Origin of the sequence: Pseudomonas resinovorans NBRC 106553 (assembly GCF_000412695.1) — a bacterium.
Classification (GTDB): domain Bacteria; phylum Pseudomonadota; class Gammaproteobacteria; order Pseudomonadales; family Pseudomonadaceae; genus Metapseudomonas; species Metapseudomonas resinovorans_A.
This window is the reverse complement of the sequence record NC_021499.1, coordinates 5,180,259-5,199,305: the sequence shown is the minus strand read 5'-3', so window position 1 is coordinate 5,199,305 and position 19,047 is coordinate 5,180,259. Positions and strand designations below refer to the sequence as shown.

Below are 19,047 nucleotides of genomic sequence, written 5' to 3'. Positions count from 1 at the left end.
TCGTCACATCCACCAACGGAGTCGAGCTGATCTCCGAATGGTGGACAGGAAAGCCGCGCACACCGGGCGCGATGCCCGTCAGAACTCCAGGCTGTAGCTCAGGCTGTAGGTACGGCCGCGACCACGGTAGTCGAACAGTTCGGCGGGGATGTTGGCGCTGTAGAACACCTGCGCACGTTGGCCCCAGACGGTGGTGTAGTCCTTGTCCAGCAGGTTCTGGATGCCGAAGTTGAGGGTGCCCACCGGCAGGGCGTGGCTGCCCAGCAGGTCGAAGGTGGCGTAACCGTCGATCTTGTGGTCCTTGCCGTCGAACTGGCCGTTGGCGAGCACGTTGCCGTCGTCGGAGAGGTTGAAGGTGCGCACGCCCTGCAGGCGCAGGCTGGTGTCGCCGCCCTGCCAGCCGACGAAGGCGGTCAGCTTGGAGGGGCTGGCGGCGGTCACGTCCTGCTTCTGCCAGCGGTCATCCACCTTTTGCTGGGAGCGGATGGCCAGGGCGCTGGTGCCCACCTGCCAGTTCTCGGTCAGCCAGTAGTTGGCCTGGCCTTCCAGGCCGTAGTTGCGCTTCTTGTTGTCCAGCTGTTCCACCAGCAGGGTGGTGCGGTTGTAGGTGATGCTCTTGTCGGACCAGGCATAGAAGGCCGCCAATTGGGCGTCCAGGCCGCCGTCGTAGTGGCGCCAGCCCAGTTCCACCTGCTTGGTCTTGATGCCGTCCAGGGCCGAGTCCTTCACGTTGACGCCGCGCTGCAGCACCCAGTGACCGTTGACCGGTGCCGCGGAATAGCTGCCCTGGCCGTAGTACTTGGCCGGGTCGGGCAGCTCGAAGCCTTCGGAGTAGTTGGCCCAGACCTGCTGCGCCTTGTTCAGCTTGTACACCGCGCCGAAGTTGTAGAGATCGACCTGGTAGTCCTTCTCGCCGCCGGGGATGGCGTCGGCGCTGGTGCCGTTGCCCTTGCTGATCTGGATCTGCTGGGCGGCCGCGACGAAGTCGCCGACTTCGTTGTTGGTGCGCTGGCGGCGTACGCCACCGGACAGGGTGAGGTCGTCGGTGGCTCGCCAGCTGCCCTGGGCGAACAGCGAGTTGCTGTCGGTGTCGATGCCCGGGTAGCGGCCGACCTTGGCGTACTCGTCAGCAACCAGGCCGCCGGTCTGGGCGGCGGTGCCGAGGTCGAACAGGGCCTGGTCGGAGTCGAAGCTCTCCCGCTCGATGTCGGCGCCGTAGGTCAGGGTGAAGCGGTCCCACTCCTTCACCAGCACCGCTTTCAGCCCGTAGTAGTCGGTGTCCTGCTGGGACGCGGAGTAGTAGGAACGGCTCGGGTTGATGGCACCGGCGCCGGTGAAGACGATGTTCGGGTAGGGCTGGAAGGCCATTTCCTCGCTGCGGTAGTAGGCCTGCAGGTAGAGGTCGTGGCCGAGCACTTCGGGGGCGTGGTAGGTGGCGTTGAACTGGCTGCGCTCGGTGCGCGGCTCGCGGTCGAAGCTGGCGCCGCCGCTGATCTCGAACGGCTGCTCGCCGCGCAGGGCGGAGAAGTTGCGGCCCATGTCGACACCCTTGTCACCGTCGTAGCCGGAGTCGTACCACTGGGCGCCCAGGCTCAGGCTGTGGCCGTTGGCGAAGGCGAAGTCGAGGCTGCCCATGACATCCACCGCCTGGTTGTACTGCAGGTCGGTCTGGGTGATGTCGAGCATCACCTGGTCGCCGTTGCCATCGTAGGCGGCGCCGTTGTTCTGGTAGGCCACCGAGGCGCGGCCCTTGAGCTGCTCGCTGCCGCCACTGACCGACTGGGCCACGCGCCAGTCGTGGTCCTGGCTGGATTGGAAGCCGCTGCGCACGCCCACTTCGCTGTTGAACCGCGCCGGGCCTTCTTCGCCCTTCTTGGTGACGATGTTGATGATGCCGCCGGTGGCGCCGCCACCGTAGACAGCGCTGGCGCCGGACAGCACTTCGATGCGCTCGACGTTGAACGGGTCGATGGAGTCGAACTGGCGGCTGATGCCACGGGAACTGTTCAGGGACACGCCGTCGATCATCACCAGGGCACTGCGGCCGCGCATGTTCTGGCCGAAGTTGGTCCGGCCCTGGGGGCCGATGTCCAGGCCCGGGATCAACTGGCCCAGGGCTTCCTTGAAGGGCACGCCGGCCCGGGTCTGCTCCTGCAGCTGGGGCGCGTCGATGATCCACACGGTGCCCGGCAGCTCGCTGATGCTGGTGGGCGCGCGGGAGCCGACCACCACCTGGCGGTCCACCACCAGGGCGGCGCCGGTGGATTGCAGGCTGTAGCCGCCGTCCTGGGCCGTGGCATCCAGGCCGCTGCCGGCCAGCAACTGGCGCAGGCCGTCGTCGATGCCGAACTGGCCATGCAGGCCCTGGGTCGTGCGGCCGTCGGTCAGCTCGGGGCTGAAGGACAGCAGTACGCCGGCTTCGCGGCCGAACTGGTTGAGCGCGGCTTCCAACGGCCCGGCCGGGATGTCGAAGGCCTGGCGCTGGCTCTGCGCGCCTATTTCCAGCGGGGCGGCGAAGCTCTGGGCGGGCAGGGCGGCAGCCAGGCCAAGGCCCAGCAGCAGGGCGCGGGCGAGGGGCGTGCGGGTGAAGGGGCGGAGGCGTTGCGGGTACTGCATGGCGGTGTCTCGCAAGTGAAAAGGGAGGGTCTCTGCCTGCCTTGTCACGCGAGGTCGGAAAAAAGGCTCAGCTTTCGCAAAAAAATTTGAGGCGTTCAATCGTAGGGTGGATGGCGCTTTGTCCATCCACCAATGTGTTCAGCCTCGGCACCGCTGGTGGATCGGTGAAGCGTGATCCACCCGATCCCAGTCGGCTCGGTCAACCCGTCGCGCGCGGATGCACCTTGACCCAGTAGCGGGTCAGGCTGTGCACCTCCACCGGCAGCGCCTTGGGCAGCATGGCGAGGATGCGTTCGGTGTGGTCCAGGGGATAGCTGCCGGAAATCAGCAGCCCCGCCACCTGTGGGTCGCAGCCGAGGTGGCCGCGACGGTAGCGGCCGAGTTCGGCGAGGAAGTCGTCCAGGCGCATGCCGCTGGCCACCAGCATGCCCTGGGTCCAGGCGACGCTGTCCTCGCTGGCGCTGCCCGCGGTTTCGATGCGCATCGGACTGAGGTTGGCCCGCTGGCCGGGTCGCAGCGACTGGCGCTGGCCGTCTTTGATCAGGTCGGCGTCGCCGTCGAACAGGCTGACCTGGCTGCTGCGTCCGAGGATGCGCACGTTGAGGCGGCCGCCCATGGTCTCGATCAGCCCTTGGGGGGTGTGGATGCGCAATGGGCGCGAATCCCTGGCGCCGTCGAGGAGGATTTCGCCCTGGCGCATCTCGATCCAGCGCTGGCCGGCATCGAAGCGGATATCCACGGCGCTGGCGGTGTTCAGCTCCAGCCGCGAACCGTCCAGCAGGCGCAGGGCGCGGCGCTCGCCGACGTCGGTGGCTTCGTCGCTGCGCAGGGCCAGCAGGGGCTCGCTGTCGCGCAGGCCGATGACGCCGCCACCGGCCAGGGCGCAGAGCATCAGCAGCTTCAGGGCATCGCGGCGGCTGCGGCGCGCCGGCGCGCCGAGGGCAGCCATGGCGAGCGTTGTATCCAGGCCGCGCAGGCCACGGTTCACCGACTCGATGCGTTGCCAGGCGCGTTCGTGTTCGCTGTCGGCTGCGCGCCACTCCTGCCAGGCCTGGCGGCGGGGCTCGCTGAAGTCGCCGCTCTGCTGTTCCACCAGCCACTCCACCGCCTGTTCGGCCGCGGCCGGGGCGATGCGGCTGCGATCCACTGCGTGCAGGCTCATCTCAGCAGCTCTCCGCGAAGTAGCAGCGCTGCGCGGCCTTGACCATGTGGCGCTTGACGGTGGACAGGGAGATATCGAGTTGCTCGGCGATTTCGGCGTAGGTCATGCCATCCACCTGGGCCAGCAGGAATACGCGCTTGGCCACGGCGGGCAGGCCATCGAGCAGACGGTCGAGCTCCACCAGGGTTTCCAGGACGATGGCGCGCTCTTCCTCGCTCGGGGCCAGGATTTCCGGCTGCGCGGCGAGGGCTTCGAGGTAGGCGCGTTCGATGTCCTGGCGGCGGTAGTGGTTGGCCAGCACGCGCTTGGCCACCGTGGTGAGGAAGGCGCGCGGCTCGAGGATGACCGGCTTCTCCCGTGCCAGCAGCACGCGCAGGAAGGTGTCCTGGGCGAGGTCGGCGGCATTCTGCGGGCATCCGAGGCGCCGCCGCAGCCAGCCCGTCAGCCAACCGTGGTGGTCGCTGTAGAGGCGGTGCAGGGAGTCGGCCGGCGGGGGCGGCAGGGCGTCGGCGCCGTGATTCAAGAGTTGGACTCGGAAGCAAATGGGAATGTTTCGCATTCTATAGTTGCCGGCCGGCATTCAGCAACCAGCAGCGGAACGCGACGAATTCCACAGCTTCAGCAGATCGCTGGAACCGTGCAAAACGCCCTGTGGTCTATTGCGGACAATTCTGGAGAAACCACCATGCTCACACCTTCCTGCAACCGCCGCCTTGCCTCCCTGCTGATCGCAAGCCAGTTCGTCTTTCTTGCCCAGATGCCCATGGCACAAGCCGCCATGATTGGTACGCCGCAAGCCGTGGAGGCGCCGCAGGCGGCGCAGCAGCAGCCGGTGGACCGCGAGCAGCTGCGGGCCATGCTCGATGACCGGGCGGTACAGCAGAAGCTCGAATCCCTCGGCGTCCCGCGCGAGCAGGTCGAGGCGCGGATCGCCAGCCTGACCCCGGCCGAACTGCAGCAGTTCAACCAGCGCCTGGAGCAGGAGCCGGCGGGTGGCTGGGTCGGCATCATCGTGCTGTTCCTGGTGATCTTCATCATCACCGACATGCTCTGCGCCACCGATATCTTCAGCTTCATCAAGTGCATCAATTGATGCGCGTCTGGCTCGCCGTGCTGGTTCTGGCGCTGGCGGGCTGCGCCGGGCAGGGTCCCATGCTGCCCGCCGATAGCGAGCGGCTGCCCGAGCGGGTGGAGCTGACGCAGACGCCGTTCTACCCCCAGGAGATCTACCAGTGCGGCCCGGCCGCACTGGCCACCCTGTTGGTCCAGCGCGGGGTGGATACCTCGCCCGAGGCGCTGGTGCCCAAGGTCTACCTGCCGGGACGCCAGGGCAGCCTGAAGCTGGAACTGGTGGCGGCGGCGCGTCAGAACGGGATGCTGGTGTATCCGCTGGAACCCGAGCTGGATGCCTTGCTGGCCCAGGTGGCGGCGGGCAACCCGGTGCTGGTGATGCAGAACCTCGGCCTCGATTGGCTGCCCCGCTGGCACTTCGCGGTGGTGGTGGGCTATGACCGGGCCAAGGGCGAGCTGGTGCTGCGTTCGGGCACGGAGAAGCGCTGGGTGACCGACCTGCGCAGCTTCGACCGCACCTGGCAGCGTGCCGAGCGCTGGGCCGTGGTGACCTTGCCGCCGGAGCAACTGCCGGCCGAGGCGCGCCTGGAACCCTGGATCAAGGCCGCCAGCGACCTGGAGGAAACGGCCCAACGGCCGGTGGCCGAGCGCGCCTACCGTACGGCGGCGAAGCATTGGCCGCAGGAACCGTTGCCGCTCTTCGCCCTGGCCAATGCCCGCTATGCCGACGGCGACCGCGACGGCGCCGAGCGCGCCCTGCGGGAAAGCCTGGGACGCAAGCCGGATTACGCCCTGGGCTGGTTCAACCTGTCCGAGTTGCTCAACGAGAAGGGTTGCGCGGCCCAGGCCGGCCAGGCCCGAGCTTGTGCGCGGCAGCTGGCGCCGAACGATCCGCGCATGGCCGCTCCCCTGGGGGCAACGCCCGCGGGCAAGGCGCAGTGCCAGGCAGTGCCGGTGTGCGGGTTGACGCCCTTGTAGGTTGGTGCTGAGCCTGCGAAGCCCAACGAGGGACTATGCCTGGCTTTGTTGGGCTTCGCTTCGCTCAGCGCCAACCTACCGGGACGGAAACGAAAAAGCCCCGCGAATGCGGGGCTTTTTCATGGGGCGGGGCGCTTACAGGCGCAGGCCGCCGTCCAGTTCCAGGACACGACCGGTGTAGTAGTCGTTTTCCAGGATGTAGGCCACCGAGTGGGCGATTTCCATCGGTTTGCCCAGGCGACGCAGGGGGATACCGGAGGTCATCTTCTCCAGGGCTTCGGGTTTCATGCTGGCGACCATGTCGGTCTCGATGAAACCGGGAGCCACACCCGCCACGCGGATGCCGTAGCGCGCCAGTTCCTTGGCCCAGACCACGGTGTCGGCGGCGACCCCGGCCTTGGCCGCGGAGTAGTTGGCCTGGCCCATGTTGCCGGCGCGGGAAATGGAGGAGATGTTGATGATCGCGCCCTGGTTCTCCAGTTCGATCATCTTGGCGGCCACTTCACGGGTGCAGAGGAACACGCCGGTCAGGTTGACGTCGATCACCGCCTGCCACTGGGCCAGGCTCATCTTGGTCATTTCGCCGTCCTTGACCTTGATGGTCAGGCCGTCGCGCAGGATGCCGGCGTTGTTCACCAGGCCATTGATGGCACCGAAGTCCTCGGCCACCTGGGCGACCATGTGGGTCACCTGCTCTTCGTTGGCCACGTTGCACAGGTAGGCACGGGCGTCGCCACCGGCGGCCTTGCAGGCGGCCACGGCCTCATCGAGCTTCTCCTGGTTCAGGTCCACCAGGGCGAGTTTCGCGCCCTTGGCCGCCAGGTATTCGCCCATGGCGCGGCCGAGGCCCTGGCAACCGCCGGTGATGATGATGACCTTGTCTTTGAGTTGCATGAGTGTCCCCCTCGAATAACTGTCGCTTTGCCCCCGCTGGCGCCGTTAAACCGCTATTCTGGGCGCTCGTCCGTTTTCGACGGATTCTTTGCGAGGAGTCATAAGGTGAGCGTGAAAGCCGCAAAGCATGCACGAGAATTGCTGCTCAAGGAATACCAGGGGGTGCTCTCCACCCACTCCAAGGCCATGCCGGGCTTCCCTTTCGGATCAGTGGTGCCCTACTGCCTGGATGCCGAAGGACGGCCGCTGATCCTCATCAGCCGCATCGCCCAGCACACCCATAACCTGCAGAAGGACCCGCGCTGCTCCCTGCTGGTTGGCGAACGCGGCGCCGAGGACGTGCAGGCCGCCGGCCGCCTGACGCTGCTGGCCGAAGCGCGGCAGATCAGCGCCGCCGACGAAGTGGACGCCGCCGCCAGCCGTTACTACCGCTACTTCCCCCAGGCGGCGGACTACCACAGCACCCATGATTTCGATTTCTGGCGCCTGGAACCGGTGCGCGCCCGCTTCATCGGCGGTTTCGGCGCCATCCACTGGGTTGACCACCTGGTGCTGGCCAACGCCTTCGCCGGCGACGCCGAAATCAGCATGATCGAGCACATGAACAGCGACCACGCCAACGCCATCGCCCACTACGTGGAGCTGGCCGGGCTGCCCCGGGAGTCGGCGGCGGAGATGGTCGGGATCGACACTGAAGGATTCCACCTACGTATCGGTCAGACAGTTCATTGGCTGCCCTTCCCAACATCCTGTAACAACCCTGGCGCAGTCCGTCAGGCCTTGGTACAGCTGGCGCGCGCTGAAGTCTGGCCGACCAGTGGCGATGCCGTGGCTTGAATTGGGCCGTGGGCGGCTTCATGTAATGGATTATCGGAAGCCGTTCTTCCGCCAAGGAAACCCCTGATGCGCGCGTTCCTCTTTCTGTTCCTGCTCTTTCCGCTGATCGAGCTGGCCGTCCTGATCCAGGTCGGCAGCGTGATCGGCGTTCTGCCGACCCTGTTGCTGGTGGTCGGTACCGCCGTGCTCGGCAGCGTGCTGCTGCGGGTGGCTGGCGTGGCCACCGCCTGGCGGGCCCGCGAGCGCCTGGCCCGTGGCGAAGTCCCCGAGCAGGAAGTGCTCGAAGGCCTGCTGATCGCCGTCGGTGGCGGCCTGCTGTTGCTGCCGGGCTTCATCAGCGACATCTTCGGCCTGCTCTGCCTGATTCCCTTCACCCGCCGCCTGTTCATCCGCAATCTGCGCCAGCGGGCCCAGGACCAGGCCTTGCGCCAGCGCGCATTCGCCGACGACCTGGCTGCGCGAACCGGCCAGACCCGCCCGAATGTGATCGAAGGCGAGTACGAGCGTCGCGACCGATAAAGTGCATTTATTTTGCGGTCGACCCTTGAAATGCCTCCTGGCGCCCCTATGTATCGGTCACCGCAAGGTTCCTGTTCAACGACAGGTCTGATTCCAGCGGCGCGCCTGATGCGCCGCAACCGGCTCCGCCGGACATTACCAACCCACCGGTGCACGCACCGGCCGAAAGACAACACTATTGGGAGAGATCGACAATGAAGCTTCGTCCTCTGCATGACCGCGTCGTCATCCGTCGCAGCGAAGAAGAGACCAAAACCGCTGGCGGCATCGTGCTGCCGGGCTCGGCCGCCGAGAAGCCGAACCGTGGCGAAGTCGTCGCTGTAGGCACCGGTCGCCTGCTGGACAACGGCGAAGTACGTGCGCTGGCCGTCAAGGTCGGCGACCAGGTTGTGTTCGGCCCGTACTCCGGCAGCAACACCATCAAGGTCGATGGCGAAGAGCTGCTGGTGATGGGCGAGAGCGAAATCCTCGCTGTCGTCGAAGCCTGAGTTCCGCGAATCTCCGCCCAAATACCAAAGAATTGAGGATCAGTTAAATGGCTGCTAAAGAAGTCAAATTCGGCGATTCCGCCCGCAAGAAAATGCTGGTTGGCGTGAACGTACTGGCTGACGCCGTCAAGGCCACCCTCGGCCCGAAAGGCCGTAACGTGGTTCTGGACAAGAGCTTCGGCGCTCCGACCATCACCAAGGACGGCGTTTCCGTTGCCAAGGAAATCGAGCTGAAAGACAAGTTCGAGAACATGGGCGCCCAGCTGGTGAAAGACGTTGCCTCCAAGGCCAACGACGCTGCCGGTGACGGCACCACCACCGCTACCGTTCTGGCCCAGGCCATCGTCAACGAAGGCCTGAAGGCCGTTGCCGCCGGCATGAACCCGATGGACCTGAAGCGCGGCATCGACAAGGCCACCATCGCCATCGTTGCCCAGATCAAAGAGCTGGCCAAGCCCTGCGCCGACACCAAGGCCATTGCCCAGGTAGGCACCATCTCCGCCAACTCCGACGACTCCATCGGCAACATCATTGCCGAAGCCATGGAGAAAGTTGGCAAGGAAGGCGTGATCACCGTTGAAGAAGGCTCGGGCCTGGAAAACGAACTGTCCGTCGTTGAAGGCATGCAGTTCGACCGCGGCTACCTGTCCCCCTACTTCATCAACAAGCCGGACACCATGGTCGCCGAGCTCGACGGCCCGCTGATCCTGCTGGTGGACAAGAAGATCTCCAACATCCGCGAAATGCTGCCGGTCCTGGAAGCAGTCGCCAAAGCCGGCCGCCCGCTGCTGATCGTCGCTGAAGACGTCGAAGGCGAAGCCCTGGCTACCCTGGTTGTGAACAACATGCGTGGCATCGTCAAAGTCGCAGCTGTCAAGGCTCCGGGCTTCGGCGACCGCCGCAAGGCCATGCTGCAGGACATCGCCATCCTGACCGGCGGCACCGTGATTTCCGAAGAAGTCGGCCTGTCCCTGGAAAGCGCCTCCCTGGAGCACCTGGGCAACGCCAAGCGCGTTGTGCTGAGCAAGGAAAACACCACCATCATCGACGGCGCCGGCGCCCAGGCTGACATCGAAGCCCGCGTTGCCCAGATCCGCAAGCAAGTCGAGGAAACCACCTCCGACTACGACAAGGAAAAACTGCAAGAGCGTCTGGCCAAGCTGGCCGGCGGTGTTGCCGTGATCAAGGTCGGTGCGGCTACCGAAGTCGAGATGAAAGAGAAGAAAGCCCGCGTTGAAGACGCCCTGCACGCTACCCGTGCCGCCGTCGAAGAAGGCGTGGTTCCTGGCGGTGGCGTAGCCCTGGTACGTGCTCTGCAGGCCATCGAAGGCCTGAAGGGCGACAACGAAGACCAGAACGTCGGTATCGCCCTGCTGCGTCGCGCGGTAGAAGCTCCGCTGCGCCAGATCGTCGCCAACGCCGGTGACGAGCCGAGCGTGGTAGTCGACAAGGTCAAGCAAGGTTCCGGCAACTACGGCTTCAACGCCGCTACCGGCATCTACGGCGACATGATCGAGATGGGCATCCTGGACCCGGCCAAGGTCACCCGTTCCGCGCTGCAAGCCGCTGCCTCCATCGGCGGCCTGATGATCACCACCGAGGCCATGGTTGCCGAAGTGGCTGACGACAAAGCCGGTCCGGCCATGCCGGACATGGGCGGCATGGGCGGCATGGGCGGCATGATGTAAGCCACCCGGCCATCCGGTCTGAAGAAGCCCCGCCTTGTGCGGGGCTTTTTTATTGGTTTTTTGCGGAGAGGGCCCGATGCGCACTAATCACTTGCAAGCCTGCTGTTCGTAGGATGGGTTGAGCTTGCGATACCCATCAGCCCTGTCCGCATGGGTATCGCTCCGCTCCACCCATCCTACGAAGTGATGCCCAAACCGGCCTGATATCGAGCAGGAAAGATGACGCCGCGCTAACCGCCCCTTCGCGGCGGCCCCGGAGCAGGGATGGAAGGAGGGTACCCGGCGAAGCCGGGCCGGATGTCGGGGCAAGCGGTTTTGGTTACTTTTGCCGGGGCCGGCCATCCCGCGATTGGCAAAAGTGACTCGCCCGGGAAGGCGAAACAGAAACCCGCAGCCCGCTCGGCAATGAGCTGGGCGAACAGGCCTCAGGCTGAATCCCGCAATGCCGCTTTTCTTGCCCGCGAGAATGCGCGACTTCACATGGCATGGGTATGATCGGGAGTCTGCGCCGACGGGAACCGTAAGCTGACTCCCGGTCAAAAGGTGCTCAGCCTGGCAACTGGTCATCCGCCGTTTGATGAATGGAGTTCACCCGATGCGCATCCTGCTGGTCGAAGACAACAACGACATCCTGGCCAACATGGTCGATTTCCTCGAACTCAAGGGCTACAGCGTCGATTGCGCACGGGACGGCCTGTCCGGCCTGCATCTCGCCAGCAGCGAGCATTTCGACCTGATCGTGCTGGACATCATGTTGCCGGGGCTGGATGGCTACAACCTGTGCCGGCGCCTGCGCGAAGAGGCGCGGCGCGATACCCCGGTGATCATGCTCACCGCCCGCGATGCCCTGGACGATCGTCTGCAGGGCTTCAAGTCCGGCGCCGACGACTACCTGCTCAAACCCTTCGCCCTGTCCGAACTCGCCGCCCGCATCGAGGCGGTTCTGCGTCGCTCCCAGGGCGGCGGCAAGCGCAGCCTGCAGGTGGCCGATCTCAGCTATGACCTGGACACCCTGGAAGTCAGCCGGGGTGGCAAGTCGCTCAAGCTCAACCCCATTGGCCTCAAGCTGCTCGCCGTGCTGATGCAGAAGAGTCCCCACCTGGTGCGTCGCGAGGCGCTGGAAGAGGCCTTGTGGGGCGACGACTGCCCCGACAGCGACAGCCTGCGCAGCCACATCCACCAGTTGCGCCAGGTGATCGACAAACCCTTCGCCAAGCCGTTGCTGCATACCCTGCACGGGCTGGGCTATCGCCTGGCGGAGTCCGCCGATGGAGTTTAAGCAGAGCCTGGCACGACGGATCCTCATCGCCTTCGTGCTGATGACCACCCTGGTGGCGGGCGCCTTCGCCGTGGGCATCATCGCGGTGGTGCACCTGATCGAAGAGCAGTTGATCTCCCGTGACCTGAACAACGAACTCAACCGCGTGCTCACCCAGAACATCGCCCAGGGCCGGCCGCCGAGCCTGGACAGCGACACCCGCTTCTACAGCAGCGAGGGGCCCGCCGGCCATGCCATACCGGCCAACCTGGCGAATCTGGCGCTGGGTTTCCACGAGGTATTCGAGGGCGAGAGCTCCTATCACGCGCTGGTGCGCGAGGTGGACGGCCGTCGTTATGTGATGCTGCAGGACCAGAGCGAGTTCGAGGCCCGCGAACAGGTCCTCTATCGGGTGGTGATGGTGGGCTTCGGGCTCAGCGTGGTCCTGGCCCTGCTGTTGGGCTGGGTCCTGGCGCGCAAGGTGATAGAACCGGTGGTTCGCCTGGCCGGCCAGGTACGCCACCGCGACCAGCTGCTGGGCATGGCGCCACCGCTGGCGCCGGACTACGCCTCCGATGAGGTCGGGCAACTGGCCCTGGCCTTCGATGACACGCTGGGTCGTTTGCACGAGGTGCTCCATCGCGAGCGACTGTTCACCAGCGACGTCAGCCATGAGTTGCGTACGCCGCTGATGGTCCTGGCCAGCTCCTGCGAACTGCTGGTGGAGAACCCCGGCCTCGACGCCCGTGGCCGTGCCCAGGTGCAGCGCATGGCCCGTGCCACCGAAGAGATGCGCGACCTGGTGCAGACCTTCCTGTTCCTCGCGCGTTCCCAGCACGAAGAGGTCAGCGCGGCGCCCCAGGCGAGCCTCAGCAGTGTGGCCGACGAGCTTGCCAGCTAGTGGCGCGATGCCATCGAGCGCAAGGGGCTGCATTTCGAGTACCAGCCCGGCCCACGCCAGGAGCAGCGTTACAATGCCTCCTTCCTGCGTTCGGTGTTGGGCAACCTGCTGCGCAACGCCCTGCACTACACCGACAGCGGCAGCATTCGCCTGGTGCTCACGGACCAGGGCTTCGTGGTGCAGGACAGCGGCGTGGGCATTCCCGAAGAGGACCGCGAAGCCATGTTCCGGCCCTTCGTCCGTGGGCCGGCCAGGCGCGGTGATGGCCTGGGGCTCGGGCTTTCGCTGGTACAGCGGATCTGTGACAACCAGGGCTGGAAGGTTGGCTTGAGTGCGGTGGAGCCCACCGGTTGTCGCTTCGAAGTGCTGCTGAAGGGCCGACCGGGGGCTTGACGTTTTTTTCACCTGAACTTGACCACTTCTTGACCAGGCGCTGGTTAATTTAATGACCATCTTCAATCCGGAGGTGGTCCATGACCCGCCCGATCAATCTCGAATTCTCCGACAAATACGACCGCCAGCACGCCGAAGCCTACTTCCGCAAACACCAGGCCGGCCTGTCGCGGCGCTTGTCCAACTGGCGCGACCTGCAGCTGGCGCGGCGTGCCCTGGCGCTGGCCGACGAGCCAGGCCTGGTACTGGACCTGCCGTGCGGCGCCGGCCGTTTCTGGCCGCTGCTGGCCGAGAAACCGAACCGGGTGATCATCGGCGCAGACAACTCCGAGCAGATGCTGCGGGTGGCCGCCGAGTTCCAACCGCCGGAAGTGGTCAGGCGGGTGCGCCTGCTGCAGACCTCGGCCTTCTCCATCCAACTGCCCGAGAACGCGGTGGACAGCATCTTCTGCATGCGCCTGCTGCACCACATCGGCGAGCCCGCCAACCGCCTGACGCTGCTGCGCGAGTGTCACCGGGTCACCCGCGACAGCCTGATCGTTTCCCTCTGGGTCGATGGCAACTTCAAGGCCTGGCGCCGCCAGCGCCTGGAAAACCGGCGTCAGGCACGGCGCAAGGAGCAGGGCTACCAGAACCGCTTCGTGCTGCCGGTGGCCACCGTCGAGGCGGAGTTCCGCGAGGCCGGTTTCGAGATCCAGGAGCACCTGGACTTCCTGCCGTTCTATGCGATGTGGCGGGTCTACGTGCTGCGCAAGGTGCCAGGCCATGGCCGTTGATTGGCTGGGTTCGGTCGAGCCCCGGGCGGACGAGGAATTCCGCCGTTTCTGGTCGCTGCGGGGCGACTGGGTGGAGGCGCCCAATCGTCGCCGTGGTGGTGTGAGCGGTGTGCAAAGGGTCCAACTGATGGACGGTCGGCAGCTGTATCTCAAACGCCAGGTCGGGCACCTCTACCGCAGCCTGCGCCATCCCTTCGGCCGACCCACCGCGCTGCGCGAACGGGACGCCCTGCTCGCCATCGAAGGCCTGGGCGTACGGGTACCACATCTGGTCTATGGTGGCGCCAGCCATCGCCCCGGCAACGGCTGGCAGGCGCTGCTGGTGACCGAGGCGCTGGAAGGCTTCATCGAGTTCGGCAGCTGGTACGCCTCGCAGCCCGACGAACGGGCCAGGCACCTCGTTTTGCAACAATTGGCCGTTACCCTCTGCCGCCTGCACCAGGGTGGCTGGCAGCACGGTTGTCTCTACGCCAAACACGTTTTCGTGCGCCCGAAAGGGGAGGGCGGCCTGCCTGAAATAGCCCTGCTCGACCTGGAAAAAGCCCGGCACCGGCTGTCGAGCAAACGGGCGGCGAGGCGCGACCTGTGGCAGTTTAGGCGCCACTCGTCGCTGAGTGAGGCGGATTGGAAGTGTCTGATCTACGGTTATGAAGCAGCGTTTGGCAGCGCTATCAAGGGGTTGCGATCATGAAGTTAGAAGTAACGCGAGCTTTGTTTCTCGTCGGTGCACTGGGGGTGGCCTCCCTCGCAGCGGCTGCCTGGCATGAGCCTTCACCCTCTGTGGTTAGCGTCAATGGCCTGGGTTACTGCCCCCTGCCGCCCAATGCGCGGCTGAAAGCGCAGATCCAGCCGGACCAGAACCTGTTGCTGGTCATGTTCGGCCTTTCCCAGGGACTACGAGGCCAGGAATGAGCACAGGAACCACAGGAAACCCCGCGAGAGCGGGGTTTTTTGTGGGCGCGCGATTTGCGTAGGTTGGTTGCCGAGCGCAGCGAAGCCCAACGATTCACGGGCCAGTCGCCCCGGGGGCATGAAGCACCAAAGAAAAGCCCCGCAATCGCGGGGCTTTCTTCATCGGGCCGGGGCTCAGTGGCTGGCAGCCGTTTCGCCGGTCGGCTGCGGGTCCTTCTTCGCCAGTAGCGTGTAGACGCAGGGCAGGACGAAGAGGGTGAACAGCGTGCCGATGGACATGCCGGTGGCGATCACCAGGCCGATGTCGAAGCGGCTGACCGCGCCGGCGCCGGTGGCGAGGATCAGCGGCACCATGCCGAACACCATGGCCGCGGTGGTCATCAGGACCGGGCGCAGGCGGATGGCGGCGGCTTCTTCCACGGCCTCGCGGGGCGAGAGTCCCTTGTCGCGGCGCAACTGGTTGGCGAACTCCACGATCAGGATGCCGTGCTTGCTGATCAGGCCGATCAGGGTCACCAGGCCCACCTGGGTGTAGATGTTCATGCTCGACCAGCCGAGGAACAACGGGATCAGCGCGCCGCAGATCGACAGCGGCACCGTCACCAGGATCACCAACGGGTCGCGGAAGCTCTCGAACTGCGCCGCCAGCACCAGGAAGATGATCGCCAGGGCCAGGGCGAAGGTCACGTAGAGCGCGCTGCCTTCCTGCACGTACTGGCGCGAGGCGCCGGCGTAGTCGAAGCCGTAGCCCCGTGGCGCTTCCTCGCGGGCGATCTGGGCCACGGTTTCGATGGCGTCACCCATGCTCACCAGCGGGAAGCCCTCGATGATGGCCGAGTTGAGCTGCTGGAACTGCTTCAGACGGGTCGGACGGGCGCTGTCATGCACGCTGATCAGTGTGGAGAGCGGCACCATGGCGCCACTCTCGCTCTTCACGTAGTAGTTGCTCAGCCAGCCTGGGTTGTCGCGGTAGGCGCGTTCCACCTGGGCGATGACCTTGTAGCTGCGGCCGTCGATGGTGAAGCGGTTGATCTCGCCCTCGCCCAGCAGGATCGCCAGTGTCGAGCCCAGGTCCTCCATGGACACGCCCATCTGCGCGGCCTTGGCCCGGTCGATGTCCACCACCACTTCCGGCTTGTCGAAGGCCAGGTCGACGTTGAGGAAGGCGAACTTGCCCGACTCCATGGCGCGGGCCTTGATTCGCTCGGTCACCTGCAGCAACGACTCGTAGTCGTTGGGGGTGTTGATCACGAACTGGAACGGCAGACCCTCACCGGTGCCCGGCAGCGACGGCAGGTTGAAACCGAAGATCTGCAGTCCGGGGATCTCGTTGAGCTTGCCCTGGACCTCGTGGAGCAGCTCCATCTGGGTCCGCTCGCGCTCGTCCCAGGGTTTCAGCAGGAAGCCGCCGATGCCCGATTGCACGCCGTCGAAGCCGTTGATCTGGAACGACGAGTAGTACTCGGGGAACTCCTTGAAGATCTTCACGAATTTTTCCGTGTAGGCGTTCAGGTAGTCCAGGTTGGTCGGCTGCGGCGCCTTGGCCATGATGAAGACGATGCCCTGGTCTTCGTCCGGGGCCAGTTCGCTCTTGGTGAACTTCAACAGCACCGGGATCAGCAGCAGCACGATGAGGGCGAACACTACCACCACCGGCCGCGTGTTCAGGGTGCCGTGCAGGGCACGCTGGTAACGGCGCTTGAGGCGATCGAAGATCATGTCCAGCTTGTGCGCCAGGCCCGAGGGGTTCTCCTCGTGGCGCAGCAGCTTGGAGCACATCATCGGCGACAGGGTCAGGGCGACGATGCCGGAGATGATCACCGCGCCGGCCAGGGTCAGGGCGAACTCGCGGAAGAGGGCGCCGGTCAGGCCTTCGAGGAAACCGATGGGGGCGTACACCGCGGCCAGGGTGATGGTCATGGAGATCACCGGCACGGCGATCTCGCGGGCACCCTCGATGGAGGCGTCGAACGGTGTCTTGCCTTCCTCGATGTGCCGGTGAATGTTTTCCACCACCACGATGGCATCGTCCACCACCAGGCCGATGGCGAGCACCATCGCCAGCAGGGTCAGCAGGTTGATGGAGTAGCCCATCAACTGCATGAAGAACAGCACGCCGATCATCGACAGCGGGATGGTGATCACCGGGATCAGCACCGAGCGGAAGGCGCCGAGGAACAGGAACACCACCACTATCACGATCAGCACCGCCTCGATGAGGGTCTTCACCACTTCGTCGATGGAGGCCTGGATGAAGCGGGTGGCGTCGTAGGCGATGGACACCTTGAGGTTCGGCGGCAGCTGTTCCTCCAGCTCCGGCATGATCGCGCGCACATGCTTGATCACGTCCAGCGGGTTGGCGCTGGGAGTGCCCTTGATGCCGATGTAGACCGAGGGGATGCCGTCGAAGGAGCTGATGGAGTCGTAGTTCTCCGCGCCCATTTCCACCCGCGCCACGTCGCGCAGCAGTACCCGGCTGTCACCCACCGTCTTCACCGGGATGGCGCCGAAGGCCTCGGGGGACTTGAGGTCGGTGCTGGCGTTGATGCTGGTGACCACGTACTGGCCCTTCACCTCGCCGGCGGCGGAGAGGAAGTTGTACTTGCGCACCGCGTCGTTGATGTCGTTGGCGGTGATGCCGTAGGCCGCCATCCGCACCGGGTCCAGCCACAGGCGCATGGCGAAGACCTGGTTGCCGAGGATTTCCGCCTCGGCCATGCCCGGCAGGGTGGCCAGCTTGGGCTGGATCACCCGCGAGAGGTAGTCGGTGATCTGCGGGTTGGACAGCTCATCGCTGTAGAAGCTGATGTACATCAGCGCCGAGGCGTCGGCCGCTTCCTTGGAAAGCACCGGGTCTTCGGCGTCCTGGGGCAGCTGGTTCTTCACCTCGTTGGCCTTGGCCAGCAACTCGGTGAACAGGCGGTCGGAGTTGGCGCCGATGCGCGCGTAGATCTGGATGACCGACATGTTCTGCTGGCTCGACGACGTCATGTAGTCGATGCCTTCGGCACTGGCCAGGCTCTGTTGCAGCGGCTGGGTGATGTAGCCCTGGATGGTCTCGGCGTTGGCGCCCGGGTAGGCGGTGGTGACCGTGATCAGGGCGTTTTCCATCTGCGGGTACTGGCGGATCACCAGCTTGCTGAAGGCCTGGAAGCCCAGCAGCACGATCAGCAGGCTGACCACGGTCGCCAGCACCGGGCGACGGATAAAGGGATCTGTGAAAGCCATGTTCCATTCCTTCGCGCGGGTAACGCTTACTGGGCGCGGGCTTGATTGTCCGGGTCGCTGGACAGGGTCTGGTCGGGCGCGATGGCGACGTGGGAGCCGTTGTCCAGCTTGAGCTGGCCGGAAGTCACCACCTGTTCGCCGGCCGTCAGCCCCTTGAGGACCACGACCTTGCCATCACGACGCTCGCCGGTTTCGACGAAGCGGCGTTCCACCACCAGCTGCGGTTGGCCGTCCTGGCCTTTCTCGGGCTGACCTTCGGCGTTCTTCTTCTCGCCGATCACGTACACCGAGTTGCCGTAGAGGGTGTAGGTGATGGCGCTTTCCGACACCACCACGCGCTCCTGGGCGCCCGGCAGCAGCACCTCGAGGTTGGCGAACATGCCGGGCAGCAGTTTGCCGTCCGGGTTCGGCAGCACGGCGCGCACCTGCAGGTTGCGGGTGGCTTCCTCGACCTTGGGGTTGAGGGCGGCGATGTCGCCCTCGAAGTGCTCGCCGGGGAAGGCCGCAACGCTGATGCGGACCTTCTGGCCCACGGCCAGCAGCGGCGCGGACTGTTCCGGCAGGAAGAAGTCGACGAACAGGGTGTTCAGGTCCTGCAGGGTGGCGATGATGGTGCCCGAGGAGAGGAAGTCGCCGACGTCCACCTGGCGGATGCCGATGGTGCCGGCGAAGGGCGCGATGATGCGCTTCTTGTCCATCAGGGCCTTGAGCTGGGCGACCTTGCCGGTGGCGGCCTGGAGCTCCGAGGACAGGCGGTCGAACTCGCTCTTGGAGATGTTCTGCCGGCTGACCAGGCTGCGGCCGCGCTCGAACTCGACGCGGGCCAGGGACAGTTCGGCTTCGGCGGTGGCCAGGGTGGCGCGTTCCACGTCGCTGTCCATCTGGATCAGCGGTTGGCCCAGCTTGACCTTCTCGCCGGAGAGGAAGAGCACGTCCTGGACGGTACCGCTGGCTTCCACGGTGAGGTCCACGCCCTGGAAGGCCTTCAGGGTGCCGATGGCCGGCAGGAGGCTTTGCCAGGGCTGCTCGGTGGCCTTTTCGGCGGACACACTGATGGGAGGCTGGGGCGCAGAGAACTGCTGGACCTGCTTATAGATGGAGAATCCTTTGTAGGCGGCGAACGCGATTACAACAACGGCGACCGCGCCAAGCATGATGAGCATGCGGCGGAGCAACATATTCCGGTTCCTTGGCAGGGATTGAGTGGCCTGGGAATAGGCAAGGGATGCACCTTAGTACCACTGCCAGACGCAAGTCAAAGCCTAGAAATGTCAGAACATTGCATCCAGGTCGGTAGGCCTTCTACTGGACGGTTGATCGACGGAG

16 protein-coding genes and 1 pseudogene are annotated in these 19,047 nt (G+C 65.3%); 11 read left to right on the top strand and 6 right to left on the bottom strand.

Annotation, left to right across the window (positions count from 1 at the left end; translation table 11 throughout):
* Positions 1–78: 78 nt before the first annotated feature.
* From PCA10_RS23390 to PCA10_RS23380, 3 genes are all read right to left on the bottom strand, one after another.
* A complete protein-coding gene (locus PCA10_RS23390; RefSeq protein WP_016494569.1) occupies positions 79–2,616 on the bottom strand; it encodes a TonB-dependent receptor in 2,538 nt (845 codons plus the stop codon).
* A gap of 199 nt (positions 2,617–2,815) precedes the next feature.
* Positions 2,816–3,778 (bottom strand): FecR domain-containing protein, encoded by a 963-nt coding sequence (locus PCA10_RS23385; RefSeq protein WP_016494568.1) that lies wholly within the window; start codon positions 3,776–3,778, stop codon positions 2,816–2,818.
* Position 3,779: 1 nt separating this feature from the next.
* A complete protein-coding gene (locus PCA10_RS23380) occupies positions 3,780–4,301 on the bottom strand; it encodes a sigma-70 family RNA polymerase sigma factor (protein WP_016494567.1) in 522 nt (173 codons plus the stop codon).
* Between the two features lie 162 nt (positions 4,302–4,463).
* Here PCA10_RS23380 and PCA10_RS23375 point away from each other — a divergent pair, with 162 nt between their 5' ends.
* Both PCA10_RS23375 and PCA10_RS23370 read left to right on the top strand, forming a co-directional pair.
* Positions 4,464–4,871: a PA2779 family protein gene (locus PCA10_RS23375; RefSeq protein WP_016494566.1), complete on the top strand. Its 408-nt coding sequence runs from the start codon at positions 4,464–4,466 to the stop codon at positions 4,869–4,871.
* Positions 4,871–5,827, top strand: coding sequence for a PA2778 family cysteine peptidase (locus tag PCA10_RS23370; protein ID WP_016494565.1), 957 nt, complete (start codon positions 4,871–4,873; stop codon positions 5,825–5,827). Before PCA10_RS23375 ends, PCA10_RS23370 begins: the two co-directional genes overlap by 1 nt.
* Before the next feature lie 135 nt (positions 5,828–5,962).
* Here the strand turns inward: PCA10_RS23370 and PCA10_RS23365 are convergent, their stop codons facing one another.
* A complete protein-coding gene (locus PCA10_RS23365; protein WP_016494564.1) occupies positions 5,963–6,721 on the bottom strand; it encodes an SDR family oxidoreductase in 759 nt (252 codons plus the stop codon).
* A gap of 105 nt (positions 6,722–6,826) precedes the next feature.
* On the opposite strand from PCA10_RS23365, the gene PCA10_RS23360 reads away from it, so the two are divergent.
* The 9 genes and pseudogenes from PCA10_RS23360 (at position 6,827) to PCA10_RS31320 (ending at position 14,493) form a co-directional block, all read left to right on the top strand.
* Positions 6,827–7,558 (top strand): HugZ family pyridoxamine 5'-phosphate oxidase, encoded by a 732-nt coding sequence (locus tag PCA10_RS23360; RefSeq protein ID WP_016494563.1) that lies wholly within the window; start codon positions 6,827–6,829, stop codon positions 7,556–7,558.
* A gap of 66 nt (positions 7,559–7,624) precedes the next feature.
* Positions 7,625–8,077 carry an FxsA family protein gene (locus PCA10_RS23355; RefSeq protein ID WP_016494562.1) on the top strand — a complete coding sequence of 151 codons (453 nt, stop codon included), beginning with the start codon at positions 7,625–7,627 and terminating at the stop codon, positions 8,075–8,077.
* Between the two features lie 194 nt (positions 8,078–8,271).
* Positions 8,272–8,565, top strand: a complete 294-nt coding sequence (locus PCA10_RS23350) for a co-chaperone GroES (protein ID WP_016494561.1) — start codon at positions 8,272–8,274, stop codon at positions 8,563–8,565.
* A 47-nt stretch (positions 8,566–8,612) separates the two neighbouring features.
* The gene (gene groL / locus PCA10_RS23345; protein WP_016494560.1) at positions 8,613–10,253 is read left to right on the top strand and encodes a chaperonin GroEL; all 1,641 of its coding nucleotides are present in this window, start codon (positions 8,613–8,615) and stop codon (positions 10,251–10,253) included.
* A 595-nt stretch (positions 10,254–10,848) separates the two neighbouring features.
* The gene (locus PCA10_RS23340; protein WP_016494559.1) at positions 10,849–11,532 is read left to right on the top strand and encodes a response regulator transcription factor; all 684 of its coding nucleotides are present in this window, start codon (positions 10,849–10,851) and stop codon (positions 11,530–11,532) included.
* Positions 11,522–12,805 (top strand): annotated as a pseudogene (locus tag PCA10_RS23335) (sensor histidine kinase). The gene PCA10_RS23340 and the pseudogene PCA10_RS23335 overlap by 11 nt, the downstream one beginning before the upstream one ends.
* 80 nt (positions 12,806–12,885) lie before the next feature.
* Positions 12,886–13,581 carry a class I SAM-dependent methyltransferase gene (locus PCA10_RS23330; protein ID WP_016494556.1) on the top strand — a complete coding sequence of 232 codons (696 nt, stop codon included), beginning with the start codon at positions 12,886–12,888 and terminating at the stop codon, positions 13,579–13,581.
* A complete protein-coding gene (locus tag PCA10_RS23325) occupies positions 13,571–14,272 on the top strand; it encodes a lipopolysaccharide kinase InaA family protein (protein WP_016494555.1) in 702 nt (233 codons plus the stop codon). The genes PCA10_RS23330 and PCA10_RS23325 overlap by 11 nt, the downstream gene beginning before the upstream one ends.
* 89 nt (positions 14,273–14,361) lie before the next feature.
* Positions 14,362–14,493: a hypothetical protein gene (locus PCA10_RS31320; protein WP_394296607.1), complete on the top strand. Its 132-nt coding sequence runs from the start codon at positions 14,362–14,364 to the stop codon at positions 14,491–14,493.
* Positions 14,494–14,667: 174 nt separating this feature from the next.
* On the opposite strand, the gene PCA10_RS23315 is transcribed toward PCA10_RS31320, so the two are convergent.
* Together PCA10_RS23315 and PCA10_RS23310 are read right to left on the bottom strand one after the other, a co-directional pair.
* Positions 14,668–17,721, bottom strand: coding sequence for a multidrug efflux RND transporter permease subunit (locus PCA10_RS23315; protein ID WP_016494553.1), 3,054 nt, complete (start codon positions 17,719–17,721; stop codon positions 14,668–14,670).
* Between the two features lie 26 nt (positions 17,722–17,747).
* Positions 17,748–18,899, bottom strand: a complete 1,152-nt coding sequence (locus tag PCA10_RS23310) for an efflux RND transporter periplasmic adaptor subunit (RefSeq protein WP_016494552.1) — start codon at positions 18,897–18,899, stop codon at positions 17,748–17,750.
* Between the last annotated feature and the right edge of the window lie 148 nt (positions 18,900–19,047).